The sequence below is a fragment of the Croceibacterium segetis genome (assembly GCF_011320115.1).
GTDB classification, from domain to species: domain Bacteria; phylum Pseudomonadota; class Alphaproteobacteria; order Sphingomonadales; family Sphingomonadaceae; genus Croceibacterium_B; species Croceibacterium_B segetis.
In genome coordinates this window covers 62,606-87,672 of record NZ_JAANOZ010000009.1, presented here as the reverse complement: position 1 = coordinate 87,672, position 25,067 = coordinate 62,606, and the positions used below count along the sequence as shown (strand labels likewise).

Genomic DNA, 25,067 nt, shown 5'->3' with positions numbered 1-25,067 from the left:
GCGCGTCAACTAGTGCATTATTGACTTCGGCCGCGCAGGCAAGCAAAGGCGCGCGGCCAGAACGGACAGAATCAACGAACGGAGCGAACGCAGTGGGCCAGAGAGTACTTGGGGGCAAATCCCGTCGGGCGGTCTTCACCCCCGCGCTCGGCGCGCTGGCGCTGGTCGGCGGCCTTGCCGCGGGCATCGGCAGCTTCGCCACCCAGGCCCACGCCGAGGACGCCAAGCCGTCCGCCGCCGTCGAAGCGGGGCGCGAACTGTTCAACACCTGGTCGTGCAGCGCCTGCCACACGTTGACGGACGCCGGCTCGTCGGGCGCGGTCGGGCCGAGCCTCGACAACCCCAAGCTGACGCACGATTTCATCGTCAATCGGGTCACCAACGGGCAGGGCCCGATGCCGAGCTTCGGCGGGCAGATCGACGAGGCCGACATCGCCAAGCTGGCCGACTACATCGTCGCGGTGAACCACAAGGACGCTCCGGCCGTCGCCGCCGCGTCGACGAGCGAGCAGCAGAACCACTAAGTCTTTTCAAGCGATCACCAGGAGGCCCTTTCCGGTTTGCCGGGGAGGGCCTTTTGCTTGGCCTCAGTTCCCCGCTGCGGCCGCCCTGGCGGTGCGGCTGTTGGGGCCGACCTGTGCGTAGTAGTTGGTCACCCCGTCGGGATCGTTGAGCCAGACGGTGATCAGGTCGAACCCGGCGAGCTTGTTGAGCGGGGTTTCGACAGCGATGTGCCGCGCCTTGGCCTTCGCGTCGGCCAGGGGCGAATCGCTGACGACGTACTGGATGCCGGCGCTGCCGTTGTCGGGATGCTTGTTGTCACCGAGGTGGTAGAGCATCAGCGTCGTCTCGCCGCGCTCGAACGGATAGAGCGTCGTTCCGAGCAGCGAGGCCTTTATCGGCGGCAATTCCTTGAGGCCGACGAAGTCGCGATAAAAGGCGCGGCTCCGTTCGAGGTCGGAGACGTTAATGCCCACGCCGACCCCGTCGTCGGAATGGTCCTTGGCATCCTTGTGGACCAGGATCACGATGTCGAAGCCGCCGGGATCCTTGACCAGCGCCTGTCTCCAGCCATCCGGGCGAGCGGCGAATTCGGGTTCCGGAAACCCCGCCTCCCTGAAGCGCTGCTTGACCACCGCTTCGTCGGGGTAGTGGAAAGCGAAGAAGCGGATGCCGGTGCCGCCGGCATAGCCGCCTTCGAGGTCGTACTTGCGGTTGCCCTGCTGCCCGGCGGAGAGCTTGACCTGCCCGTGGCCGACGCCGGTGAGCAGCATCTGCTGGGTGGCGGTCAGCTGGATCGGGCTGAGCGACTTGAGTGCCAGCGCGCCCGTATAGAACTTGACCATCGCTTCCGTCTTGTCGCGCGGATAGCGGCGGAACACATTCGCCGCGGGGCCGGTGAACAAGTCCCCGGTCGAGCTCATCAGCTGTTCTTGCGTCAGCTGGCCGGGCTTGTAGGCGAGGTCGCTGGCGCTGCTCATCACCGCGCCTTCGGGCGTGGTGATCCGCCCCGGCGGCGGCGTCTGCTGCGCGGCTGCGCAGGCGCCCGTCGCAAGCGTCGCAGCGCCGAGCAGGCCAATGGCAATGCGTCCCATTCCAGTCTCTCCACTCACTTCGGCCCAATCACTTCGGCAGCGCGAAGGCGATCAGCGATTCGTTGTTGGCGGGCTTACCCTCGGGGGTCCGGCTCGACGGCGCAAGGCTCGAGCCCGCGGCCATCACGGCGACGTACTGCCGTCCGTCCTTGCCCTGGTAGCTGACCGGTATCGTCAGCGGCGCGTAGTCGAGCTGCTTCTGCCAGAGGATCTTGCCGTTTTTCGCATCGAAGGCGCGGAAGTAGCGGTCGGAGGTCGCGCCGATGAACACCAGGCCGCCGGCGGTGACGATCGGCCCGCCCGAACCATTGTTGGCGCCGGTCTCCTGCTTGCCCTTGGGCAGGTCCTCGCTGATGCCGAGGCGGCTGGCCCAGAGGATATCGCCGGTGTTGCCGTCGACCGCGATCAACCGGCCCCACGGCGGCTTGAAGCACGGCAGCGTGGCCTTCCTGCCATCAGCCGTGGTGAAGCTGGCCATGAAGCCGGAATAGGCGCCCGGGCCGATCAGGCTTCCGCGATCGTAAGGCTGGTCGGATTCCTCCGCCCCGCGCCCGTAATTGGCGCCCGGCACGCGCTTCTCGATCCAGCCGATCGACCCGCCCTCGCTGGTGTTGACGTAGACGACCCCCTTGGTCGGGTCGGCCGCGCTGCCGCCCCACACCGAGCCGCCGTTGTGCGGCATGTTGATCGACGAGAACGGCTTGCCGTTCACCTCCTTCTTCATGAAGAACGGGGTGAAGCTGCCGGCGTTGTAGAAGGTGCCGCCGTAGCTATCGAGCAAGGCGTGGCACGCCGCGACGTGCTCTGGCGTGGTGTCCTTGGCGGTGACGATATCGTCCGGGCTCCAGAACCCGCGATTCAATTGCTCGGGCTTCACCGGCACCGGCTGGGTCGGCGAGTACCATTCGCCGGGCACGTCTCCGGAAGCGACCGGACGCTCGACGACGCCGAACACCGGCTCGCCCGTTTCGCGGTTGAGGATGTACATGAAGCCCGGCTTACCCGTCTCTGCGAGCGCAGGTATGGTCTTGCCGTCCTTGTGCACGTCGAACAGCACCGGCGGCGCGGGCAGGTCCCAGTCCCACAAGTCGTGGTGGATCGTCTGGAAGTGCCACTTGTACTTGCCGGTATTGGCATCGACCGCGACGATCGAATTGCCGAACAGGTTCGCGCCCGGGCGGTCGCCGCCGTAGTAGTTCGGGCTGGGGCCACCGATGGTCATGTAGATCGTGTCGGTCTTCGGGTCGGCGGTGGTGTACCACACCCACATGTTGGTGCCCGAGCGGCCCTTCCAGCCGTCATCGAGCCAGGTCTCGTGGCCGACTTCGCCGGGCTGCGGCACGGTGTGGAACTGCCACAGCTTCTTGCCGGTGCGCGCGTCGTAGGCGCGGCTGTCGCCCGAGGGACCGTGCGGCATCTCGGCCGTTGCGGCGCCGACGACGAGGACGTTGTGGTAGACCGAAGGCGGGTAGGGGTAAGGCGTCCCGTCGATCTTCGAGACACCGTCTTCCGCGTAGCTGGTGTCGACCTCGCCGGTCTTCGGGTTCAGCGCGGTGATCTCCGAACCGGTCGAATAGAAGATCCGCGGACCCATGCTGCCGTCGCCGGGCCAGTAGCTGACGGCGCGGCGGACCAGGCCCTTGACCGGATGGCGCCAGAGCTCCTTGCCGCTGTCGGCCTCGAGCGCGACGACCGCGTTGCCGACGGGGAAGTACATCACGGAATCGATGACGATCGGCACCGTCCCGCCGAGCACCGCCGCGCCGCCGTCGGGGCGGAGGCGGAAACTCCACGCGGGCTGCAGCTGCTTGACGTTCCGGGTGTCGATCTGCGTCAGCGGCGAATAGCGGTCGCCCGAGAGGTCACGAGCGTAGCTTGTCCAGTCGCCCGCCGGCGTGTCGCCGGATTGCGCCAGCGCCGCGGCTGGCAGCGCCAGGGCAGTCAGGATCGTGGCAAGCCGGCGATGCATGAATCTCTCCCTCCGAACGGCCGGCAAGGCTAGCGGGCCGTCCGGCGGCGGGCAAGATCGTTCACGTCGAAAACCGTTCACTGAATAAACAATCTTGTGCGCCGCGAACCAACTGCTGGAACCGAAGGCGTTTTAGGCGTTAGGGCACTTTCCAGCGAATCTCCGACGGAGCATGCATGAACAAGATCGTCCCCGTGATCCTTTGTGGCGGCAGCGGCACCCGGCTGTGGCCGCGCAGCCGCAAGACCAAGCCCAAGCCGTTCCTGCCGCTGGTCGGCGAGCGGACGATGTTCGAGGCCACGCTTGGCCGCTGCGGCGATTCGGAGCAGTTCGCGCCTCCGGTGATCGTCACCGGCACCGCCCATCTGCAGCACGTCGACGAGCAATCGAAGGCCGCGCCCGGCGCCACCGTGATCGTCGAGCCCGAGGCGAAGAACACCGCCGCGGCGATCGCGCTCGCGGCTGCCCGGCTGCCCGCGGACGCGGTCATGCTCGTCTGCCCGAGCGATCACCACATCGCCGACGAGCAGGCGTTCCGCGCGGCCGCCGCCGCCGCCGCGAAGCTCGCCGAGGAAGACTGGCTGGTCGCCTTCGGGATCACCGCCAGCGCGCCGGAGACGGGCTACGGCTACATCAAGCGTGGCGCGCCGCTCGAGGGTGGCTATCGCGTGGAGCGATTTGTCGAAAAGCCCGATTTGGCGACCGCGCAGGCGTTCCTCGCCGACGGCGGCTACAGCTGGAACGGGGGCATCTTCGCGTTCCGCGCCGGACAATTCCTCGCCGAGCTGGCCGGGCACCGTCCGGCGCTGGCCGCTGCGGCGCGCGAGTCCGTCGAGAACGGGCAGCAGGACGGCAACCGCTTCCACCCCGACGCCGGAGCGTTCGCGGCGATCGAGCCGGAGTCGGTCGATTATGCGGTGATGGAAGAGACCGACCGCGCGGCGATGGTCCCCGCCTCGATGGGCTGGTCGGACATCGGCAGCTGGGCCGCGCTGCGGGCCGCGACCGATCGCGACCGCGACGGCAATTCGGTCCGCGGCCGCGCCGAACTGGTCGACTGCACCGGGGTGTTCGTCGACAGCGACGGCCCGCGCATTTCGGTGATCGGCCTCTCCGACGTGGCGATAATCGTCGATGGCGACGAAGTGCTGGTGACGACGATGGAGGGGGCGCAGAAGGTCGGCAAGCTCGAGGGAGCGGCGAAACAATAGGATCGCGGTCTATTGGCCGGCCCTGTCGGCCTCGACCCGCGCCAGCACTGCGGACAGATCCTTTTGCGAATAGGGCTTCTTGAGCACGCCGTAGGGCGGCTCGACCGAGGTCCGCTCGAGCGCGTCTCCGTAGCCGGAGGCAAAGCAATAAGGCACGCCCGCTTCTGCCAGCGCGCGAGCGACCGGCTCGCTCGTCTCATCCCCGAGATTGTGGTCGAGCAGGGCGAAATCGGGAAGTGCGTCAGCCATTGCCGCCAGCGCCGCGGCGACATTTCCCACCACCACGACCGTGCCCACGCCGCAAGCCACCAGCGCGTCCTCGGCGTCGAGAGCGATCAGCATGCTGTCCTCGACCAGCAGCACGCGATCGACTCCGCGCTCTATCGCGGTGCCCGGCACGGCCTCGAATCCTTCGCCTGACTGCAAATCTGCGTGCATCGCCCCTCCGGTCCCCAGATTGCGACGCGACCCCGATGCGCCTATCGCGCAGGGTCGTTGGTCGTGCAACTGGTTAACGGGACAGATGGTTCCGCGCGGAGATAAAAAGAGCGATGGACAAGCCGCTGATCGTCCAGACAATTCAGCTCGCGCTGACGCCGGTGTTCATGCTCGTGGCGATCGGCAATATTATGAACATCCTCTCGAGCCGGCTCGCCCGCATCGTCGACCGTTCGCGCGTGCTCCAGACGATGCACCCGGAAACCTCGGGACCGGAGCATGACGCGGTCGTCCGCGAAATCCGCCTGGTGGCGCGCCGCATCCACCTGATCGGCCGGGCCTTCCTGCTGCTCGTGACGGCCGGCTTGTGCGTGGGGGTGACGGTCGTGCTGCTGTTCGTCGAGGATATGGCCGGGGTCGATCTCAAGCCGCTCGTCTCGATTACCTTCGTGGCGTCGCTGGCGCTGTTGATCGGCGCACTGCTGCTGTTCCTGCGCGAAACGCGCGAGGCGACGGCGGCGCTGCGCATTCCCGAGACTTATCTCGAGCTGGAGCGAAAGCTGTAGCCGGCCCCGATCCTGGGCCTAGTTTCCCGACGGGCCGGCGATCAACTTGGGGCCTTGCTGCCTGAGGGCGCCGGCGACGATCGGTTCGATGAACGACAAGGCCGGTGGCAGCGTCATGTTGAAGACGATCTTGCCCTCCTCGATCTCGATCTGCCCGCTCAGTTCCTGACCCATCGCGCGCACGTGCATCGCCATGGTGTCCTCGTTCGGCCAGCTGGTCTCGACCTGGGCCATGCCGCCGGGGAACTGATCGGCGATCTTGTGGCTGTTCGCGCGCAAGCGCTGGCGAGTGGTCGCCTTGTCGAGGTTGTGGGGGATTTCGACACGCATCAACGGTTCTCCGGGGCGGGCTCGTCGGCGTCGCCATACTTGTAGTCGAGGTAGCGCGTGCGCACCGCGAGGTCGTCGAGCGCGCCGGCGGCGAGCTGCCGCGTAACCTGGTCGATCTCCGTGCTGATCTTGCCGAGGCTTTCGACGATCTGCTCGTCGGGGCTCGACCCGGCGCGCTTCTCGCGGCGCAGTTGCGCGGGGATGCGCCGATAGGCCTCGACCATCCCGGGCAGTGTCTCGCCGACCAGCTTGCGCGTCTCCTGTGCCGCCGGGTGGCCGGGGTCGACGGTCTCGAGCTGCAGCCCGAGTGCGTCGAGCTGGGTGCCGATCTTGTCGACCAGCGTCACCGCCGGCGGCGGCAGCGCCGGCCGCTGGCTTTCGAGCCACAGCTCGGTGCGCGCAACCATATGGCGCACGTCGCCGGTGTTGAGGTCGGCGCGTTTCGGCACCCGCACCTTGGGGAAGTTCGAGAACAGGAAGGTGCACGCGACCACCGCGAGGAACGCGACCATGATCCCGGTGAAGCCGATCCCGTTGATGAGGATGCCGGTGACCATCGCCGCGGCGACGATCGCCAGCAGCGAACCGCCGATCAGCTTGATGCGCATCATCAGGTTGCGCTGGCGCAACTCCGCCGAGCCGCGCCCGATCGGCGCCTGCCGCCGCCGCCCGCCTGCGCGCTGGTCGGCGAGCGAGCGCCGCGCTTCGGCCAGGATCAGGTCGTGGTTCCGCGCTTCCCCGGCCATCAGCCCTCCAGGCTCAGCAGCGAAGGCTCATTGGCCGAGGCCAGCGCCTTGTTCTGCCCTTCGGCGCGGGCGATGTAGCCCTTCGACTTCTCGACCTCCTGGCCGAGCGTCTCGACCGTCTGCTTCATGTTCTCGAGCGCCTTGACCTTGAAGGTGTCGACCTCGTCCATGGTGTCGTAGATGTTCTGGAACGCCCGCTGCAGCGTCTCGAGCGGGATCGTGCTCGAGGCGGCCTGCTCGTGAATCTTCGCGGTCTGTTCGCGCAGCAGCTTGCCGGTCGAATCGATCATGTCCGACGTCGTCTGGTTGAGCGCGGTGACCTGCTGCAGCACGAGCCGCTGGTTGGTCATCGCCTGGGCGACCGTCACGGCGGTACGCAGCGCGGCCACGGTGGTGGTGCTGGCGCGGTCGACGCCCTTGACCAGCTCGACGTTGTTCTTCTTGACCAGGTCGAGCGCCAGGTAGCCCTGCACGCTCACAGCCATCTGGGTCAGCAGGTCCTGGGTCCGCTGGCGGACGTAGAACAGCGCGGTCTCGCGGATCGCCTTGGCTTTCGCGGGGTCGGTCGCGTCAAGGTCGGCGGCGGTGTCCTCGAGCTTCTGGTCGAGCGTCTTGGCGATGACCACCATCTGCTCGAGATTGCCCATCGCCTCCCACAGCTTCTGGCGCTCGACGTCGATCGCGGCGTTGTCCATCAGCAGCTCGTCCTTGCCGCTGGCGAGGTGGCCGAGGACCGACTGGATGTGGCCCTGGGCGGTCTGATAGCTTTCGAAATAGCGCTTGAGCGAGTTGCCGAAGGGGATGATTCCGAGGATCTTGCGCCCGGTCGAGAGCTTGCCCTTCTTGCCTGGATCGAGCTCCTCGACCGTCCTGCGCAGCTCGGCGAGGTTGGCGCCGACGCCGCTGTCCTTGTCCATCGCCCGGATCGGCCGGTCGAGGAAGCGATTCGACATCGCCGAGGTCTGGGCGATTTCCTTGCGCCCCATGTTGGTGATCTGGTCGACCTTCTTGCCGAATTCGGGCGAATTGGCGTCGAGCGCGACGAGCTCGTTGATGAATCCGTCGACCTTTTCCTCGAGCTTGCTCCGCTTCTCGGCATCGACCGGGACCAGGCCCGCGGCCTTTTCCGGGGCGACCGTCGGCACCGGATCGGGCGGAGTCAGGTTGAGGTCGGTCGCGCTCTTGGTCGCGGTAGTCGGTGCGGTATCGGCCATCGGATCGTCAACTCCCGTCGCTTCGTCACTGTATTAGTGACGCAAGACACGTTGTTCAAGCGCCAGCAGTATGGCGGCTGGCGAGGCAGGGACAAAGTTCTTTTGCGCATCGCAGGCAGTCGTTAAGCCCGCCGCGATGGATACTGTCCCGCCCGAGCAAGCCCCGCACCACTTCAGGGACGTCGTCGCCACCGCGCGCCACTGGTGGGCCCGCTCGGTGGTTGGCACGGTCAACCAGGCAGAGGTGATCAACGGCCGGCGCGAGGAATGCGACCTGTCGGCGCGCTACCTGTTCATGCTGACGATGAGCGCCGGGATCGCCATTCTCGGCCTGCTTCTCTCATCGCCCGCGGTGGTGATCGGGGCGATGCTGCTGTCGCCGCTGATGGGGCCGATCATCGGGCTCGGTTTTGCCCTGGCAACCGGCGACTTCGCGTGGATGAAGCAGGCGACCCGCTCGCTCGTCGTCGGTACCCTGATCTCGGTTGCGTTTTGCGCTCTGATCGTCCTGTTCTCGCCGTTGCAGACGGTCACGCCTGAAATCGCCTCGCGCACGCGGCCAAATCTGTTCGACCTCGGCGTGGCGCTGTTTTCGGCGCTCGCCGGCGCCTACGCGATGATCCGCGGCCGCGAAGGGACGATCGTCGGGGTCGCCATCGCCACCGCGCTGATGCCGCCACTGGCGGTGGTCGGCTTCGGGCTGGCGACGTTCAACTGGACGGTCTTCTCGGGCTCGTTGCTGCTGTTCTTCACCAACCTGATGACGATCGCGCTGACCGCGGCGATCATGGCCCGGCTCTATGGCTTCCGCACCAGCCTGTCGCCGCACCAGACGCGCTTGCAGACGACGCTGATCGTGGCCGCCTTCGTCGCGCTCGCGGTGCCGCTCGGGATGGCCCTGCGACAGATCGCCTGGGAAGCGAACGCCACCCGGCAAATCAATGCGGCCGTGCTCGATGCCTTCGACAAGCGCGCGCGCCTGTCGCAGATCGAGCCCGAGCTTCATGCAGATCCGATCCAGATCTCGGCAACCGTGCTCACGCCGCAACTGCGGCCCGGTGCCGAACAAGTCATCACGCGAACGCTTGAGCGCAATCTCGGCCGGCCGGTGCGGATTGCGCTTACCCAGTACCAGGTAGGCACCAGCGCGCTCGCGGCCGAACAGGCGCAGCTCAACCGTGCCCGCGAAAAGGAGCAGGCCGACCTTGCCCACGCGGACACGCTGGCCGACCGCCTGGCGCTGATCGCCGGGGTCGGCCCCGACGACGTCTTGGTAGACCGCGAACGGCGTACCGCGACGGTCGCTGCGCACCCGCTCGATGGCGCCAGCCTCGCGGCCTACCGCGAGCTAGAGAGCCGCATTTTGGCGGGCGAGCCCGAATGGACGATCCGTCTGCGCCCGCCCGCCCGGCCGTTGCCCAGCGTCGCGTTTGCCGACGGCAAGCCGACGGATGAGGGCACGGAGGCGCTCGACCTGATCGCCTGGGCCGGCCAGCGCGTGCCGGTGCCGATCATCCTCAGCGGTCCGGCCGACGACGTCGACTTCGTTGCCACTGCGCTGCAAAAGCAGGGGGTCGCCGTGCGCAAGAAGCCCGGCGGCGGCGGTGCGGTCATCGCCGCCTGGGGGACGGCGGACGCCTGATCAGGCGGCGAGCTTGAACGGCTCGATCTCGCCCGACAGGTAAAGCTTCTTCGCCTTGGCGCGGCTGAGCTTGCCCGAACTGGTGCGTGGCAAGGTGCGCGGCGGGACCAGTTCGACGAGGCAGTTCATGCCGGTGATCGAGCGGACCTTTTCGCGAATCTGGTCATGGAGACGCACGCGCTCCTCGGGATCGGACACGCGGCAATGGACCAGCACCGCGGGCACTTCCTCGCCGTTCTCGGTCTCCACGCTGAAGGCGGCGATGTCGCCCTGGTGGAAGCCGGGCAGCTGCTCGACGGCCCACTCGATGTCCTGCGGCCAGTGGTTCTTGCCGTTGATGATGATCATGTCCTTCGCCCGGCCGACGATGAACAGGTAGCCGTTGGCCATGTAACCCATGTCGCCGGTGTCGAGCCAGCCGTCGACCAGGCACGCCGCGGTCGCCTCCGGGTCGCGATAATACGAGTGCATGACGCTCGGGCCCTTGCACCAGACCTTGCCGATCATGTGATCGCCGCGCGCGGTGCCGTCCTCGCCGCGGATCTCGACAGCCATGTCGAGCACCGGCTTGCCGCAGTTGACGATTGCCCGATAGCGCGCCGGGCGGCTGAGATCGCGCGGAGAGCCCGACAGGCGCTCTTCCTCGACCAGTTCGACGCTGATCCCTTCGCCCGGCGGCATCAGCGTGACCGCCAGCGTCGCCTCGGCGAGGCCGTAGCTCGGGACGAAGGAATTGGCCTTGAAGCCCGCCGCGGCGAAGGCGTTGACGAAGCTCTGCATCACGTCGGGGCGGATCATGTCGGCGCCGTTGCCGGCGAGCCGCCACCGCGAAAGATCGAAGCGCTCGGCGACGGCCGACTGGCTCGAGATGCGCCGGGCGCAGATGTCGTAGCCGAAGGTGGGCGAATAGGAGAGCGTGGTGCCCTCGTTGCGGCTGATCAGGTCGAGCCAGGCCAGCGGGCGGCGGGCGAAGTCCTCGGTGCGCAGGTAATCGGTCGAGACCTGGTTGGCGATCGGCGAGAGCAGGCAACCGACCAGGCCCATGTCGTGGTACCACGGCAGCCAGCTGACGCAGCGGTCATTGTCGACCAGCTTCATGCCGATGCCGTGCCCGCGCAGGTTGTTGAGCAGCGCCCGGTGGGTGACGGCGACGCCGTGCGGGAAGCGGGTCGAGCCGCTCGAGTACTGCAGATAACAGATGTCGTCGGGGTTCTGCGTCGGCAGCGGCCCATTGGCTGCCGGACGGTCCGCGAACTCCTCGAAGCTCGCGCCGCCGCAGCCCTGCCGCTCGGCGGCGGCATGGGCCATTTCGGCGATCTCTTCGGGATAGAGCAGCAGCGCCGGGTCGGAGCTTTCGAGCTGTACCGCGAGCTGCTCGATGTAGCTTTCCTTGCCGCCGAAGCTGGTCGGCAGCGGCAGCGGCACCGGCCAGGCGCCGGCGTAGACCGCGCCGCAGAACAAGGCGGCGAACTCCGGGCCCGTCTGGGCGACGAGCGCGATGCGATCGCCCGGCTTCGCGCCGGCCGCAACCAGCCGTCGCGCCATCGCCAGCGCATCCTGCCGCAGTTCGGCAAATGGGTAGACGCGGGTGAGATTGCCCCGCGGATCGTGGAAATTGAGCCCGCGAGCGCCCTCGGCGGCATAGTCGAGCGCTTCGCCGAACGTGGCGAAATCCGAAAATCGGCGCGGAAGCGCGCAAAGGTTCGGCGTCGGCGTCAAAGCGGCGTCGTTATCCATAGAGTGCGCGCAAATACCCGTTCTGTTATGTCCTGTCGCGCGCTTCCTGCGCGGCGGGTGAACGGGGCATGAGTGGCCGAAAACCTCCCCTACCCCCGACACGGCCTTTTCCCTTCGAGGCGGAGTGTGGCACGAATAAGGCCGATGAGCGACACAAGTTCCCGTTCAAGGCGGCGCGACAGGACGCCAAAACCGCTCGATTCCGCGCGCCTGGGGGACCTGGCGCTGGCCTATGTCGCGCGATTTTCCACGTCCGCGGCCAAGCTCGAGCGCTACCTGCGGCGCAAATTGCGCGAACGCGGGTGGGACGGCGAGAGCGAGCCGCAAGTCGGCGCACTGGTCGAGCGATACGTCGAATTGGGCTACATCGACGACGAGGCGTTCGCCCGCGCGCGCTCGGGCAGCCTGCTCCGCCGCGGCTACGGACAGCGGCGCGTGCGCCAGGCGCTCGGCGAGGCGGGCATTGCCGAAGAACTGCGCGAGAGGGTGCGCCCGGCTGAGGGGGAGACGCGCCGTGCCGCGCTGGCGCTCGCGCGCCGCCGTCGCTTCGGCCCATTCGGGAGCGAAGCGCTCGACAAGCCGTTGCGCGAAAAGCAGATCGCGGCAATGTTGCGCGCCGGCCACCCCCTCGACAACGCGCGGCAAATCGTCGATGCGGCGAGCGCCGCCGAGGCCGAGCAATGGGCAGCCGAGGCCGATGACGATGAGGAGCTTTGATGCCGATGCGCTGGTCCCCAAGGCTATGCCTGCCGATTGCCCTCTTGGCGCTGGCCTGCAGCGCCGCCTGCTCCTCGCAAACGGCCGCCCCCGCGCCGACGGCCGCCGCCACGCCGGCCAGGCATCCGCTCTCGGGGCTTGAGGTGATTCCGCTCACGATCAGCCAGAACGGCAAGTCGCACGCCTTCCGCGTCGAGGTGGCGGCCACCTTGGAGCAGCAGCAGAAGGGCCTGATGTTCCGCACCGCGATGGGCCCGGACGAAGGCATGCTGTTCCCGAGCGACATGCCCGAGCCGCGCAGCTTCTGGATGAAGAACACGGTCATCCCGCTCGACATCGTGTTCATCGGGCCCGATCACCTGATCAGCAACATCGCCGCCAACGCGGTGCCTTATTCGCTCGACCCGATCCCTTCGTCCGGCCCGGCGATCGCCGTTCTCGAATTGAACGGCGGGCGCGCCGCGCAGCTCGGCATCATGCCCGGAGCGCGCGTCAGCTGGTGATCGCCCGCTTGCCTCCGCCCCACATCAACCGCTAACGGCCCGCCATGGGAATCCTCTCGAAGATCTTCACCTGGTGGGACGGCGCGACCGTCGGCACCGCGCTGTTCAGCGCGCTCAAGGGCGAGCAGGTCGGCACTGACGCGCAGGGCAACAAGTACTACCGCTCGAACGTCAAGACGCCCGACGGCCGCCAAAAGCGCTGGGTGATCTACAACGGCGCCAACGATTCGAGCCGCGTCCCGCCGGAGTGGCACGGGTGGCTGCACCATTCGTACGACGAGCTTCCCGAAAGCCACCTGCCGCCGGCGAAGATCTGGGAAACCGAGCACACCCCGAACGTCACCGGCACGGCGGCCGCCTATCGCCCGCAGGGTGCGCTGGAACGCGGCGGGCGGCGCGCGGCGGCGACCGGCGACTACGAAGCCTGGACACCGGACTCTTGATCGTGCGGGCCCTCGCGCTCTTGCCGCTCGCCCTGGCGCTCGCCGCCTGCAACAACGAGCCGCCCAAGCCCAAACCGGTCGAGACCGAGGTCCCGAAACAGTTCACCCGGAACTCGGGGCCGGTCGCCCAGGCGGGCAGCTCGCTCGGCACGCCGATGAAGGACCGCGTGGCCACGCTCGGCCTGCTCAACAAGCGCAACAACATTTCGCGGGACCTCAAGATGAAGCCCGGCGAATCGCGCCGGATCGGCAACGTCGTCGTCAAGCTCGAGGCCTGCGAAAAGACCGCGCCGTGGGAGTACGATCCCGAGGAAGGCGCTTTCGTCCAGGTCTATGTGCAGGAACGGCCCGACGTCAGCAGCCCGCTCGCCTGGCACAAGATCTTCTCCGGCTGGCTGTTCAGGAACGCACCCAGCGTCAACGTGGTCGAGCACCCGGTCTACGACGTGTGGGTCAAATCTTGCGCGATGAGCTTCCCGGGCGAGGAGTCGCCCGCGCCGACCAGCAGCGCGAAGCCTTCGGGCAGCCCCAGCGCAGCGCCGTCGCCGAGCGCGGCCCCATCGCTCGCTCCGACTCCGCCCGCCGCCTGAGCGCGCGCCAGCCGCTCGCAGTATTCCTCCTGGTCGATCTCGATCGCGCCGAGCGAGGCGAGGTGCTCGGTCATGAACTGGCAGTCGAGCAGCGTCATCCGCGCCCGCCTCATCGCGGCGACCAGCCAGGCGACCGCGACTTTCGAGGCGTTGTCGGCGCGGCTGAACATGCTTTCGCCGCAGAACACCCCGTCGAAGCCGACGCCGTAGAGGCCGCCCACCAGGGTCTCGCCGTCCCACACTTCGATCGAATGGGCGTATCCGGCCATGTGCATTGCCCGGTAGCTCGCTTCGATCCGGCGGCTGATCCAGGTTTCCGGATGGTCGGGCCGCGGCTCCGCGCAGGCGGCGATGACCGCGGCGAAGTCTTGGTTGCAAGTCACCCGGTAGCGGTCCCGGCGCAGGAGCTTGGCCAGCGAGCGCGAGCAGCGGAAGCGGTCGAGCGGCAGGATCGCGCGCCGGCGCGGCTCGACGTAGAAGATCTCCGGATCCTCGCGCCCGTCGGCCATCGGGAAGATACCGCTGCGATAGGCGAGCAGCAGCATTTCGGGCGGGATCGTCGGCTGCGCGGGAGCGTGCATGGCCTACGGGCTATAGCACATTCGCCACGGCTGCGCCTTGCCATAAGCTATCGGCCGACTTAAAGGCCGCGCCGCTGCAGGGGTGTAGCTCAGCTGGTAGAGCATCGGTCTCCAAAACCGAGGGCCACGGGTTCGAATCCTGTCACCCCTGCCATTTCCCCTCTTTGCTGGGCGCCAGGCGCGTTCGCCGATCGCTTCGGCGCTGCGCTCTGGCCGGCCTGGAGCTGGGCGGAAAGCCGTCGACTGCGGCCCCCAGGCCACAGGCCCCCAAAATTGGTGGTTAACGCAGGAACCGCCCCGCCACCCTGATCATTGAGCGCGGCAGATGGGATTTGCTTCGAGGAGCAGCCAATGTCGAGCTTGAGTTACCACAGCAGTCGCCCCGATGGCTGGGTCCAGCCCCGGCCTCACCAGGACGCGTCGCTTCGCTTCATGAAGCACGGGCCGATCCAGCCGATGGAAGAGCCGGGCCTGCTGGCTCGTCTGTTCGGGCGCCACTAGGAATTACGGTTTGTCAGGGCGGGGGGCTGGCTGTCAGGGTCGGCCCCCCTTCTCTTGCCCGTGAAGCCTTGCCTTGCCGCGCCCCCGTCGCTATCTGGGCCGCGGCTTCCGACATCGGAGTTTAGACGCCCCTCCCGGTCAAGGTCGACCGGGGCGGCGCTGAGCCCATGGCGGAAGGCACGTTAGACGAACGCAACAGGCAGGATAAACGATGGCCAAGGCGAACCCCGGCGAATTCATCCGCCAGGTGCAGGCGGAAATGCGCAAGGTCGTATGGCCGACGCGCCAGGAAACGACGACCACGGCGATCTTCGTCGCCATCCTGATGGTGATCCTGGCGGTGTTCTTCCTCGGCGTCGATTCGCTGTTCGGCGCACTCGTCAACTGGCTGCTCAAGCTCGCCTGAGGCGCGCCGCAAGGGATTCACGGGAAAGCTCAACTGACATGGCTCGCTGGTACATCATTCACGCCTATTCCGGGTTCGAGAACAAGGTCCGCGATTCGATCATCGCCGAGGCCCAGCGCATGGGGCTTAGCGAAGCGGTCGAGCAGGTCGAAGTGCCGACCGAGACGGTGACCGAGGTCAAGCGCGGCAAAAAGGTCCAGGTCGAGCGCAAGTTCATGCCCGGCTACGTGCTCGCCAAGCTGCGGCTGACCGACGACGTCTACCACCTGATCAAGAACACCCCCAAGGTCACCGGCTTCCTCGGCTCGGGCGCCAAGCCGCAGCCGATCTCCGAGCGCGAGGCCGCCCGCTACTTCGGCGGCGTCGAAGCGGCCAAGGCCGAGCCCAAGCGCGAGATCCACGTCGATTACGAGATCGGCGACCAGGTCAAGGTCAACGCGGGGCCCTTCGCCAGCTTCAACGGCGTGGTCGAGGAACTCGACTACGAGAAGCAGCGGGTCAAGGTTTCGGTCTCGATCTTCGGCCGCGCCACGCCGGTCGAGCTGGGCTTCGAAGAGGTCGAGCTGGTCAAATAGGCCCGGCTTGTGAATCGCGGCGCTTTCGACTAGGGGCGCCGCTTCCCGATCCTCGGAGCGGGAAATCCACGCGGGAGGCAGCTCCGGTTGCCGCTTGTACCGCTTACCATGACCCCGGACTCGATCCGGGGAACAGTGAGAAAGGAGGCCAGTCATGGCCAAGAAGATCGAGGGCTACATCAAGCTCCAGGTGCCCGCGGGCGTCGCCAACCCTAGCCCGCCCATCGGCCCGGCTCTGGGCCAGCGCGGCGTCAACATCATGGAATTCTGCAAAGCGTTCAACGCCGCCACGCAGGATCTCGAAAAGTCGATGCCGATCCCGACGGTGATCACGGTCTACGCCGACCGCAGCTTCACCTTCGTCACCAAGACCCCGCCGGCGAGCTACCTGATCAAGAAGGCGGCCAACCTCAAGTCGGGCTCGAAGGAGCCGGGCAAGGTCTCGGCCGGCAAGATCAAGCGCAGCAAGCTGACCGAGATCGCCGAGATGAAGATGAAGGACCTGAACGCCAACGACCTCGACGCGGCGACCCGCATCATCGAAGGCTCCGCCCGCGCGATGGGCCTCGAAGTGGTGGAGGGCTAACCGATGGCCAAGCTCAGCAAGAAGGCGAAGATGCTCGCCGAGAAGTTCGATGCCGAGGCATTCTACAGCATCGACGAGGCCTTGAAGGCGCTCAAGGAAGTGGCCAGCAAGAAGTTCGACGAGACCGTCGAGGTGGCGATGAACCTGGGCGTCGACCCGCGTCACGCCGACCAGATGGTCCGCGGCATGGTCTCGCTCCCGGCCGGCACCGGCAAGGAGATGAAGGTCGCCGTGTTCGCCAAGGGCGACAAGGCGGACGAGGCGCTCAAGGCGGGGGCCGACAAGGTCGGCGCCGAGGACCTGATGGAAGACATGCAGGCCGGCAACATCGACTACGACCGCGTCATCGCCACGCCCGACATGATGGGCGTCGTCGGCCGGCTCGGTAAGGTGCTCGGCCCCAAGGGCCTGATGCCGAACCCCAAGCTCGGCACGGTGACCCCGAATGTCGCCCAGGCGGTCAAGGACGCCAAGGGCGGCCAGGTCGAATTCCGCGTCGAGAAGCAGGGCATCATCCACTCGGGAATCGGCAAGCTCAGCTTCACCGAAGCGCAGCTCAAGCAGAACTTCGAGGCGCTGACCCAGGCGATCGTCAAGGCCAAGCCGAGCGGTTCGAAGGGCAAGTACGTCAAGAAGGTCACCCTGACCTCGACGATGGGCCCGGGCCTGAAGATCGATACTGCGGAGCTGGAGGGGGCGTAATTATCTGCGCTACCGCGCTACTTGAGCGCGGAGCCGCTTCACTCGCAAGAAATCACCAGAGGGGCCGGCGGAGCGATCCGTCGGCCCTTTTCGTTTCGCGCGATCAGCGCGCCAGCATCCACCAGATCAGCAACGCGAAGCCGGCCAGGGGGGCCAGCACCGCGAAATAGGCGGGCTTCTCGGCCTCACGCGGGCTCACAGTCCGACACCTTGCTTTTGCATCCGTCGCCCCTGGGCGACGGCGTCCGCCAGGTTGGTGTACGAATATCCGCCGACGACGAATGTCTCGCTCAGGACACGAGTCACGCCGAGCTCTTCGGGCGAAACGGTCGGCTTGACGCTGCCGCCTTCGTTTTCCCACTCCTGGGCGGGCGCTTTGGAAACGGGCTTGCGAGTCATGATGGCACTCCGTGGTAAGCGGGAGCGCGCGGGTCTCTCAGCCGGCGGGGCTTACGTCTGCAGGCGCCGGTAGCACCCAAATGGGAACAAAGTGCCGGCGATTCAAGGGCTGACTCTTAATGCCCAAGTTCTGTAAAAAATAAAGATGGGACTCGCTACTTTTTTACGATTGAAAAAGATAAAAAATATCCAATCCCGTAACTTGACTCTAATAATAATACGGCTCGCATGGGAACAAATGGCGCGACAAGCCATTTGGGCTTTTGGAAGCAGGAGCCATCCGGTTCCGGGAGCCTATCCCCATGCGTAAATTTCTTTTCGCGGCGAGCATCGCCGCGGTCACTCTCGTCCCGTCCATCGCCAGCGCCCAATCGCGCTCGCAGGCCACTTGCGCTCAGCAGAGCTCGACCCGCGTCGTCGCCACCGTCGCAGGTGCCGGAGTTGGCGGCGTTCTCGGCAACGTCGTCGCCGGCCACGGCGACAAGACCCTCGGCACCATCATCGGCGCCGCCGCCGGCGCGCTCGTCGGCAACCAGCTCGCCAGGCCGGGCCGCGAGTGCCGCGACGCCTACGGCTATTACGACCAGGCCAACCGCTGGCACGCCACCGGTGTCGCCGCGAACGACGCCCGCGGCTATTACGACCGCGACGGCGGGTGGGTCGAAGGCCGACCGAACGGCCGTTACGGCGATAACAACACCTGGCTGATGAACAGCGGTTCGGGCGACAATTACGGTGACTACCGTTCGCAGGGCGAATGGGTGCCGGCCTCCGCCAACGGCTACTACAACCGCGACGATACCTGGGTGCAGGGCTCGGACAACGGCCGTTACGACGATCGCGGCCGCTGGATCGCCATCAGCGTCAGCACGCAGCCGGCCCGCCGCGCCGACGCCTACGGCTATTACGACACGCAGGGCCAGTGGCACGCCATGTCGGTCTCGCAGGGCCGGGCCACGGGCTATTACGACCGCGACAACACCTGGGTCGCGGGCGCGCCGAACGGCTATTACGACGAGCGCCGCAACTGGGTCCCCCAGCGTGAGGATGGCTCGGCCAGCGGCCGCTACGACAGCCAGAACCGCTGGATCCCGGCTTCGTCCAACGGCTATTACGACGAGCGCGGCGATTGGACCGCCGGCACCGCCAGCGGCCATTACGACGATCGCGGCCGCTGGGTCGCAGGGGTGACCATCGGCCATTACGACGCGCGCGGCCGCTGGATCGAAGGAACCGCTCTCGGCCATCGCGATGCCAACGGCATGTGGATCGCCGATCGCCAGCCCGGCTACTACGACACCGCCGGCCGCTGGCATGCGGGCGAAACCTCGGGCTACTACGACAGCCGCGGCCGTTGGGTCGCGACCGGTCTGGCGACGAACGGGAACTACGGGGACGACCGCCCCGCGATCCGGTCGCAGCTCACCGGCCTCGGCCAGTACGTCCGCAGCGCGCAGGCCCAGCATACGCTAAGCTACCGCGAAGCTGCCGGCGCCCAGCGCGAGCTGAGGCTCATCCGCACGGCCGAACGGCGGATGCGCCACGACCGTCAGGGCAACCTGTCGGCGCGCGACGAAATGACGCTGCAGCTCAGGATCGACCGACTGAACCAGCGCCTGCGCATCAGCGCGCAGTAAAGCTGCGGAACGAACGTTACGACAAGGGAGCCGGCGGAGCGATCCGCCGGCTCTTCTTTTTGCGCCGCGGTCTTCGACAACAGGCTTCGAACTGTCGGTCGCCGACGATCGGCTGCGCCACCACACTGCGGCGACGCGGAACGTGCGCTAGCGGGGGATCCGGAAATTGATGCTTTGCCGATCTGCGGTGCACGCAACGCTGTCCCCCGGGCGATAACTCTTATCGAAGACGAAATCCTTGGTCATGGCCGAGGCGCCATCACTGAATACGAAAGGCGGATAAGCCATCAGCGTGCGTCCGCCCACGGTGGTGCCATTGGCCTTCACGTCATACTCGACCTTGGTCCAACCTTCGAACCCGTACATCAGAGCTTTTGTGGGATAGTCGCTGGACGAGGCGTGAGACTTGGTCAGGGCCGGCTTGACGCCAAGCAGCGAACATTGCTCCTCGGTGAGGCCGGTTCGCTCAAAGAAACTCCGCGCCGTTTCGGTCTGGCCTGCCTCTGCGGCAAGATCGGCGAGGCGAAGATTGGCTGCCTGGCGCATGGGATGGTGCTCACTGAGGCGCGAATCGCCGGCCACGAGCTCCAGTTGGGCCGTGACTTCGGACGGATTATCGAGCCAGTGAGCCAGGTTCGCTCCCGACAGGCGAAGGGTGCCGGCCGCGATCGCATCTTGCGATAGACCCGGCGAGGCAGCCAGTTGGAACAAGGATCGCGCAAAGATCGGCAAGTCGCGCTTGGGCGAGACCTTGTCCTTGGTCCAGGGGCTGTCCGACAGGGCCTGAAAGACTTGCAAGGCATCGATTACCTCCGTGGGCAACGATGCTTTCCTGGCCGTGGCCAAGGCATCGGCGAGCAACGACGCGGTCTCGGCATCGGCGCGACTGTCGGCCTGGCTCAGCACTCCCGCCATCGCGACATAGCGAGCCGGGTTAGCCTTGGCGTCTGGAGAAGCGAGCATTTGGCGCAGCTTCCTCGCCACCGCGATGTCCTGGCCGGGGCTCGCAGGGACGGCGATCTGCCCGGCTGCCCAGCTGTAGAAGCGTTCCGCGAGAGGTGAGGTTATTCCCGGAATGTCGGCCCCGGCGCGCGTGCACCGCAGTTCGACGCGGGTCGCGAGGAGGTAGAACGGCGGGATTTTCGCCAGCTGGTCAGGATCCCAATACCATTCCCGCACCGACTTGGCGAAAGCCGCGGCCACCTCGGGTCCGCCGCGCGTGTAGACGGTCTGCGCGCCGAACACCGAACCATCGGGACCGATCGAAAACTCGACCACTGCGTCGTCGTCGGGCTGCAGGCCGGTCTCGCTCCCGCACACGGGCACATCCATGTTTTGTGCCATGGCGAAGGGAGATTCGGCGATCCGTCCGGCGCCTGTGTAGGCAAGATAGCGATACGCCGCGTCACGTTGGCCATCGAGCAGAGCCGCCTGGGCGAGATCGGAGCGCATCGTCGCCTCGGTAATCGTGATCTTGTCGGTTAGCCCACCCGACAGCTTCAGCGCCTCTTTCAGTTCATCGTAGGCTTGGCCGGCTTGACCCTGGTTAAGGAGAGCGCGGGCATGGATGGTGAGGAATGCGGTGCGCAGGGCCTTGTCTGGCATGGGTTGCGCATCAATGATGCGCAGGCCTTCAGCCGCGTAATCGAGCGGCGCGCTCGTCCCGTCGAACGCGGTGCTCTTCGACAGTGCGGCCAAGGCAGGCAGCCGGTTGAGGCCCTCCACCAGCGCGAGCGCCGCCTCATAGCGCGCTCGCGCGGTGCCATAGTCATAGTCGGCGAACGCTGCGTCGCCGAGCGCCTTTTGCGCGTCGTAGACGTCGCTGACGAAGTTCGCGCCGGCGGCCTCGATAACCGGAAGGCCTTTGAGTATCGATTCCTTCCCCTCATCGCGGCGACGGAGTGCAATCAGGCACTGGCCTTTCCTGACGGCGATCGCCGCTGCCGGCAGGCTGCCCGGCCTGACCCCTCCGCCTTGCTCGAGAGCTTCGAAAAGTTTGACCGCCTCGTCGCAGTCGCGCTTCACGGCAGCTTGGGTCGCCGCGTCGAATTTCTGTTGAAGCGTGTTAGCGGTTTGTGCGGCCGGCGCCTCGGTTGGCGTCGCGCCGGCGGCAGAGCTCGCGGTCGCAAGAGCAAGGATGAGCGCTAGAATCACGGCATTCCCCCGAAGTGCCCGCTTCGAATTCGACAGTTGTTGCTTTAACTACCGAGGAATTCCAAACTGATTTCGGTTTCGGTGGGTAACATAATGCGGCGCAAGTCAACCTTGGCGAGTGCGATGGTGCTCCTGGCCATGCCGGTCGATGCATCCGCCGACGGTTTGGCTGCGCCGGCACGCATGATCATCTTGATCGGAGCGGATTGGTGCGCTCCCTGTGTCGCTGAATTGCGTGAGCTCCCCGTGCTCGCCAACGCTGCCGCGCCCAATCGACTGGTGCTGGCCTGGACCGATCGTGCGGCACGCTTGCCGCCTGAAGCAGCGCGATTGGGTGTCACGCAGGTTTCCCTGGCGAAGGCGCGCGAGATGTTGGTGCGATTTGGTCGCGGAAATTCGGGTCTGCCGCTTGTCGTCATGCTGCGCGAGGACGGTACGGCCTGCGGAACGCTGCGCGAAAGCTTGAGCAAGGAGGGGATCGCGGAGCTGCTCGCTAGTTGCGGCGCCGAGAGGCAGGCACTTTCAACGAGCGCGGCAAATCGAACGGACTGAGCCGGACCGGCAACTCGGCCCGCTGATGGAAGCGTGGCTCGAAGGCACCAAAAACCCCTTTCCTACACGCCTATGTTCTGCCTATGTTCCACACATGCCCGACTCTCCCCGCACCCCACCCAAAAGCCTTCCCGCCTTCACCCCCGTCCCGCTCAAGCGCCGCGCCGATGGGTGGACGGCGTTGCGGCAGGCGGAGTTCATCGGGGTGCTGGCGGAGACCGGATCGGTCTCCGCCGCCGCGGCGCGGGTCGGGATGGCGCGGGAGACGGCTTATCGCTTGCGGCGCAAGCCCGGCGCGGAAGAGTTCGCGCGGGCGTGGGACGCGGCGCTGGCGGTGGCCGGGCGGCGGGTGACACCGCAGCGGGGCCGGGCGACAGACGGGCGACACTGTCACCCGCAAAGGTCACAGATCACGAGCTCCTCAAGCGCCTCGTGGACGGCCGCTGGCGGGCGGTCCTGCAGCGCGGAAAGTTCGCCGGGTGCGTGCGAGAAGCGCGGAATTCCGAGCTTTTGCACCTACTCAGGCATTCGGGAAGCAGGTCGCGGCGGCGGCGCGAGGCACTGCGGCCAGAGGCAGGTTTCGCGAATCGAAAATCGCCGATCTGTAACCCCGACGGGCAAGCGCACGACGGCCCTTCCGCTCCCGGCCCGCCGGTGAAATAAGCAGGCGGTGGGAAACGCGGTGGCGGAGAGACGAAGGGGGAGCAGCGAGGCGCGGCCCTGGGCGATCGCCTCGGCGGCTGTGTTGGCCGCGGCCGCCCCCTTCGCTCCCGCGCTCGCCCAGCAGCCGCTGCCCGCCAGCCCCGACCCCTCGCTGGTCCCGTATGCCGACGCCACGGACGCCGTTCGCCTGCCCGACGGGCGCGCGCTGCACATGGTCTGCATGGGGCAGGGCGGCCCGACGGTGATCCTCACCGCTGGCGCGGGCGACTGGAGCCTGACCTGGAGCAAGGTCCAGCCGGAGCTCGCGAAGACGACGCGGGTGTGCGCGTGGGACCGGCCGGGGTTCGGCTTCAGCGATCCGCCGCCCAGGCCGCAGGCGGTCGACGAGACGGTCGGCGACCTGCAGGCGGCGCTCGAGGCCGGCGGGATCGCCGGGCCTTACGTGCTCGTCGGCCATTCGCTCGGCGGCTACGAGAGCCTGCTCTTCGCCGACCGCGAACCGGGGCAGGTCGCCGGGATGGTGCTGGTCGATCCGGCGTTTCCCGACCAGCTCACTGCCATCGCCAGGGCGGCGCCGGCGCAGGCGAGCTACATGCTTTCGCTACCCAACCCGCTGACCGAACAGTTCAGCCATTGTGCGGCCGGGGTGAAGGCCGGCACTCTGCGGCCGGGAGGGCCCGACCCCGACGGGTGCTTCCACCCGCAGTGGCCGCCGAGCTATCCGCCCGAGCTGGCCGCCGCGCTCGACCGGCGGATCGCCGGCGCGAGCAAGGAGCAACTCCTCGCGGCGTGGGACACGATGATGTTCTTCGGTTCGCCGCAACTGCTCGAGCGGGATTCAAAGGTCACGGTCAATCCGCGGCGCAACTACGGCGCGATGCCGATGATGGTGCTGACCCGCACCGAGTTCCAGCCGCCGCTCGACTTTCCGCCGACGGCGCGAGGCGAGATCGCGGCGGAGGAAGCGGCGTGGAACCAGGGCCACGACGAGCTCGCGGCGCTCTCGACGCGCGGGGTCAACGCGCGGGTCCCGGGCACCGGGCACTACATCCACGCCACCAAGCCGCGGGTGGTGATCGACGCGATCGAGCAAATCGTGCGCGAGGCGCGCGAAAACGGGGGGAACGGGAATGCGCGTTAGCCTGATGGCCTTGCTGGCGCTGGGGGTGTCGGCTCCGGCCTGCGCCGAGTCGGCCGATTACTACCGCGGCGGCTGGGCCATCGGCCCGCGGGTCTACGAATTCGTCATCGACGGCGCGAAGGTCAGCGGCATCGAGTGCGACCCGTGCGCCGACGGGACGACGCTCGCGCGCGTGGTCGGCACCTTCGACGAGACCACCGGCATCGCCTTCACCGTGCGCCACCTCGCGCCCGACGGTTCGCTGGCTGGCGAGGACCATGCGCAAGCGAAGCTCGACGGGGGCAGGCTGGTCATCCACGGCACGCGGCCCGGCGGCGGGACCTTCGTCCAGGTCGCGGTGAAGGACCCGCGCGGGCCGACGCCCGGTGGCTACCCGCAAGCTCGCCTGCCGCCGGGCTCGCCGCCGGTGGCGATCGTGAAGGGTCCGGGCGGTGGAGGAGGCGGACCGCCGGCCCCGTACCACCAGCCGGCGCCGTGGCGGCAGCTCGCCGCGGCCGACGTCGTCGGCGTGTGGCTCGGTTTCGGGGTCGGGATCGAGAAGCAGTATTTCCTCATCCGCCAGGACGGCGGTGAGCTGTTCGGCCTCGCCTGCGGGCGATGCGACAATCCCTACACGATGGGCGCTCTGGAGAACTTCGCGATCCACGGCGACACGCTCGAGTTCGACATCGAGCATCAGGACTGGGGCGAGGGCAGCGTGGTCCCGTTCGTCCGCCACGTCACCGCGCATATCGCGATGAACGAGATGCGGATGGACGCCCGCCGCACCGACGCCCCCGACCGCCCGGGAATCGTCGCCTCGCTGGTCGGACCGATCAGCATCGAGGCGACGAAAGGAAACGTCTACGGCGAGTAGCGGCTAGATCAGCCCGGCGGTCTGAGCCAGCAGCCACAGGCCGATGGCGAAGAACATCAGCGCGGCGATCAGGCGCACGGTTTTGAGCGGTACGCGCTTGATCACCTGGTGGCCGAGTAGCACCGCGGGAATGTTGGCGACCAGCATGCCGAGGGTGGTTCCGGCCATCACCGGAACGACGCTGTGGAAGCGGGCCGCCAGCGCGATCGTGGCGAGTTGGGTCTTGTCGCCCATCTCGACGAGGAAGAAGGCGACGAGCGTGGTCAGGAAGGCGCCGAAGCGGACCGGTTTTTGCCCGTCCTCGTCGAAGGTGTCGGGGATCAGCGTCCACCCGGCCATGACGATGAACGAGGCGGCGACGAGATAGCGGAACCAGGTCCCTTCGAGGAAATTCGCCGCCTGCTCGCCGACCAGCGCGGCGAGGAAGTGGTTCGCCAGCGTGGCGACGAAAATCCCGGCGATGATCGGCCACGGCCGCTTGAACCGCGTCGCCAGCACGATCGCCAGCAGCTGTGTCTTGTCGCCGATTTCGGCGACGGCCACGAGCGCCGCGGAGGTGAGAAAGGCTTCCACCGCCGCGCCCTAACGGGCAAGACCCGGCGAGACAACACCG

At 67.1% G+C, this 25,067-nt stretch carries 27 protein-coding genes, 1 tRNA gene and 1 pseudogene; 18 read left to right on the top strand and 11 right to left on the bottom strand.

The window, feature by feature from the left end; all coding sequences use genetic code 11:
- The first annotated feature begins 92 nt into the window (after positions 1–92).
- Entirely contained in the window at positions 93–524 is a 432-nt protein-coding gene (locus G7B69_RS11575) for a c-type cytochrome (protein ID WP_207786006.1), read from the top strand.
- Between the two features lie 63 nt (positions 525–587).
- On the opposite strand, the gene G7B69_RS11570 is transcribed toward G7B69_RS11575, so the two are convergent.
- Both G7B69_RS11570 and G7B69_RS11565 read right to left on the bottom strand, forming a co-directional pair.
- Positions 588–1,595, bottom strand: a complete 1,008-nt coding sequence (locus tag G7B69_RS11570; RefSeq protein WP_166179376.1) for a VOC family protein — start codon at positions 1,593–1,595, stop codon at positions 588–590.
- Between the two features lie 28 nt (positions 1,596–1,623).
- The gene (locus G7B69_RS11565) at positions 1,624–3,564 is read right to left on the bottom strand and encodes an outer membrane protein assembly factor BamB family protein (protein WP_166179374.1); all 1,941 of its coding nucleotides are present in this window, start codon (positions 3,562–3,564) and stop codon (positions 1,624–1,626) included.
- 176 nt (positions 3,565–3,740) lie between these two features.
- Between G7B69_RS11565 and G7B69_RS11560 the strand changes: the two genes are divergently transcribed.
- On the top strand, positions 3,741–4,775 hold the full coding sequence (locus G7B69_RS11560) for a mannose-1-phosphate guanylyltransferase (protein ID WP_166179372.1): 1,035 nt from the start codon (positions 3,741–3,743) through the stop codon (positions 4,773–4,775).
- 9 nt (positions 4,776–4,784) lie between these two features.
- Here the strand turns inward: G7B69_RS11560 and G7B69_RS11555 are convergent, their stop codons facing one another.
- Positions 4,785–5,213 carry a response regulator gene (locus G7B69_RS11555; RefSeq protein WP_166179370.1) on the bottom strand — a complete coding sequence of 143 codons (429 nt, stop codon included), beginning with the start codon at positions 5,211–5,213 and terminating at the stop codon, positions 4,785–4,787.
- A gap of 113 nt (positions 5,214–5,326) precedes the next feature.
- Here G7B69_RS11555 and G7B69_RS11550 point away from each other — a divergent pair, with 113 nt between their 5' ends.
- Positions 5,327–5,779 carry a DUF2721 domain-containing protein gene (locus G7B69_RS11550; RefSeq protein WP_243415147.1) on the top strand — a complete coding sequence of 151 codons (453 nt, stop codon included), beginning with the start codon at positions 5,327–5,329 and terminating at the stop codon, positions 5,777–5,779.
- 18 nt (positions 5,780–5,797) lie between these two features.
- On the opposite strand, the gene G7B69_RS11545 is transcribed toward G7B69_RS11550, so the two are convergent.
- Genes G7B69_RS11545 through G7B69_RS11535 form a run of 3 tightly spaced genes read right to left on the bottom strand, consistent with a single transcriptional unit; the run spans position 5,798 to position 8,069 of the window.
- Complete coding sequence (locus G7B69_RS11545) at positions 5,798–6,109, bottom strand: polyhydroxyalkanoic acid system family protein (protein ID WP_166179368.1); 312 nt, start codon at positions 6,107–6,109, stop codon at positions 5,798–5,800.
- Positions 6,109–6,855: a hypothetical protein gene (locus G7B69_RS11540; RefSeq protein WP_166179366.1), complete on the bottom strand. Its 747-nt coding sequence runs from the start codon at positions 6,853–6,855 to the stop codon at positions 6,109–6,111. Before G7B69_RS11540 ends, G7B69_RS11545 begins: the two co-directional genes overlap by 1 nt.
- Positions 6,855–8,069 carry a toxic anion resistance protein gene (locus tag G7B69_RS11535; RefSeq protein ID WP_166179364.1) on the bottom strand — a complete coding sequence of 405 codons (1,215 nt, stop codon included), beginning with the start codon at positions 8,067–8,069 and terminating at the stop codon, positions 6,855–6,857. The genes G7B69_RS11540 and G7B69_RS11535 overlap by 1 nt, the downstream gene beginning before the upstream one ends.
- Positions 8,070–8,205: 136 nt before the next feature.
- Between G7B69_RS11535 and G7B69_RS11530 the strand changes: the two genes are divergently transcribed.
- Positions 8,206–9,711 carry a DUF389 domain-containing protein gene (locus G7B69_RS11530; protein ID WP_166179362.1) on the top strand — a complete coding sequence of 502 codons (1,506 nt, stop codon included), beginning with the start codon at positions 8,206–8,208 and terminating at the stop codon, positions 9,709–9,711.
- Here the strand turns inward: G7B69_RS11530 and G7B69_RS11525 are convergent, their stop codons facing one another.
- On the bottom strand, positions 9,712–11,448 hold the full coding sequence (locus G7B69_RS11525; RefSeq protein WP_166179360.1) for a fatty acyl-AMP ligase: 1,737 nt from the start codon (positions 11,446–11,448) through the stop codon (positions 9,712–9,714).
- A gap of 144 nt (positions 11,449–11,592) precedes the next feature.
- On the opposite strand from G7B69_RS11525, the gene G7B69_RS11520 reads away from it, so the two are divergent.
- The 4 genes and pseudogenes from G7B69_RS11520 to G7B69_RS16845 all read left to right on the top strand — a co-directional run.
- A complete protein-coding gene (locus G7B69_RS11520) occupies positions 11,593–12,165 on the top strand; it encodes a regulatory protein RecX (protein WP_166179358.1) in 573 nt (190 codons plus the stop codon).
- A complete protein-coding gene (locus G7B69_RS11515) occupies positions 12,165–12,668 on the top strand; it encodes a DUF192 domain-containing protein (RefSeq protein WP_423717937.1) in 504 nt (167 codons plus the stop codon). Before G7B69_RS11520 ends, G7B69_RS11515 begins: the two co-directional genes overlap by 1 nt.
- Positions 12,669–12,712: 44 nt before the next feature.
- The gene (locus G7B69_RS11510; protein WP_166179356.1) at positions 12,713–13,111 is read left to right on the top strand and encodes an NADH:ubiquinone oxidoreductase subunit NDUFA12; all 399 of its coding nucleotides are present in this window, start codon (positions 12,713–12,715) and stop codon (positions 13,109–13,111) included.
- A gap of 155 nt (positions 13,112–13,266) precedes the next feature.
- Positions 13,267–13,515, top strand: a pseudogene (locus tag G7B69_RS16845) (DUF2155 domain-containing protein); the annotation flags it as partial.
- Between the two features lie 35 nt (positions 13,516–13,550).
- Here G7B69_RS16845 and aat read toward each other — a convergent pair.
- Complete coding sequence (gene aat, locus G7B69_RS11500) at positions 13,551–14,282, bottom strand: leucyl/phenylalanyl-tRNA--protein transferase (protein WP_166179354.1); 732 nt, start codon at positions 14,280–14,282, stop codon at positions 13,551–13,553.
- 78 nt (positions 14,283–14,360) lie between these two features.
- On the opposite strand from aat, the gene G7B69_RS11495 reads away from it, so the two are divergent.
- The 6 genes from G7B69_RS11495 to rplA all read left to right on the top strand — a co-directional run bounded on the left by G7B69_RS11495 (position 14,361) and on the right by rplA (position 17,052).
- Positions 14,361–14,436: transfer RNA gene (locus tag G7B69_RS11495), tRNA-Trp, on the top strand.
- 197 nt (positions 14,437–14,633) lie between these two features.
- The gene (locus G7B69_RS11490) at positions 14,634–14,783 is read left to right on the top strand and encodes a hypothetical protein (protein ID WP_166179352.1); all 150 of its coding nucleotides are present in this window, start codon (positions 14,634–14,636) and stop codon (positions 14,781–14,783) included.
- A gap of 211 nt (positions 14,784–14,994) precedes the next feature.
- Positions 14,995–15,189 carry a preprotein translocase subunit SecE gene (gene secE, locus G7B69_RS11485; RefSeq protein WP_166179350.1) on the top strand — a complete coding sequence of 65 codons (195 nt, stop codon included), beginning with the start codon at positions 14,995–14,997 and terminating at the stop codon, positions 15,187–15,189.
- A 38-nt stretch (positions 15,190–15,227) separates the two neighbouring features.
- Positions 15,228–15,764 (top strand): transcription termination/antitermination protein NusG, encoded by a 537-nt coding sequence (gene nusG, locus G7B69_RS11480; RefSeq protein WP_166179348.1) that lies wholly within the window; start codon positions 15,228–15,230, stop codon positions 15,762–15,764.
- Positions 15,765–15,918: 154 nt separating this feature from the next.
- Positions 15,919–16,350, top strand: a complete 432-nt coding sequence (gene rplK / locus G7B69_RS11475) for a 50S ribosomal protein L11 (RefSeq protein WP_166179346.1) — start codon at positions 15,919–15,921, stop codon at positions 16,348–16,350.
- Positions 16,351–16,353: 3 nt separating this feature from the next.
- A complete protein-coding gene (gene rplA, locus G7B69_RS11470) occupies positions 16,354–17,052 on the top strand; it encodes a 50S ribosomal protein L1 (protein WP_166179343.1) in 699 nt (232 codons plus the stop codon).
- 195 nt (positions 17,053–17,247) lie between these two features.
- Here the strand turns inward: rplA and G7B69_RS11465 are convergent, their stop codons facing one another.
- Positions 17,248–17,451: a hypothetical protein gene (locus tag G7B69_RS11465; protein WP_166179341.1), complete on the bottom strand. Its 204-nt coding sequence runs from the start codon at positions 17,449–17,451 to the stop codon at positions 17,248–17,250.
- Positions 17,452–17,753: 302 nt separating this feature from the next.
- Here G7B69_RS11465 and G7B69_RS11460 point away from each other — a divergent pair, with 302 nt between their 5' ends.
- On the top strand, positions 17,754–19,088 hold the full coding sequence (locus tag G7B69_RS11460) for a glycine zipper 2TM domain-containing protein (RefSeq protein WP_166179339.1): 1,335 nt from the start codon (positions 17,754–17,756) through the stop codon (positions 19,086–19,088).
- Positions 19,089–19,235: 147 nt separating this feature from the next.
- On the opposite strand, the gene G7B69_RS11455 is transcribed toward G7B69_RS11460, so the two are convergent.
- The gene (locus tag G7B69_RS11455; RefSeq protein WP_166179337.1) at positions 19,236–21,242 is read right to left on the bottom strand and encodes an ATP-binding protein; all 2,007 of its coding nucleotides are present in this window, start codon (positions 21,240–21,242) and stop codon (positions 19,236–19,238) included.
- Positions 21,243–21,335: 93 nt separating this feature from the next.
- On the opposite strand from G7B69_RS11455, the gene G7B69_RS11450 reads away from it, so the two are divergent.
- The 3 genes from G7B69_RS11450 to G7B69_RS11440 all read left to right on the top strand — a co-directional run bounded on the left by G7B69_RS11450 (position 21,336) and on the right by G7B69_RS11440 (position 24,454).
- A complete protein-coding gene (locus tag G7B69_RS11450) occupies positions 21,336–21,794 on the top strand; it encodes a TlpA family protein disulfide reductase (protein ID WP_166179335.1) in 459 nt (152 codons plus the stop codon).
- 745 nt (positions 21,795–22,539) lie between these two features.
- Entirely contained in the window at positions 22,540–23,598 is a 1,059-nt protein-coding gene (locus G7B69_RS11445) for an alpha/beta fold hydrolase (protein WP_166179333.1), read from the top strand.
- Positions 23,588–24,454, top strand: a complete 867-nt coding sequence (locus tag G7B69_RS11440) for a hypothetical protein (RefSeq protein WP_166179331.1) — start codon at positions 23,588–23,590, stop codon at positions 24,452–24,454. Before G7B69_RS11445 ends, G7B69_RS11440 begins: the two co-directional genes overlap by 11 nt.
- 3 nt (positions 24,455–24,457) lie before the next feature.
- On the opposite strand, the gene G7B69_RS11435 is transcribed toward G7B69_RS11440, so the two are convergent.
- Complete coding sequence (locus G7B69_RS11435; RefSeq protein WP_166179329.1) at positions 24,458–25,027, bottom strand: TMEM165/GDT1 family protein; 570 nt, start codon at positions 25,025–25,027, stop codon at positions 24,458–24,460.
- Positions 25,028–25,067: the final 40 nt, after the last annotated feature.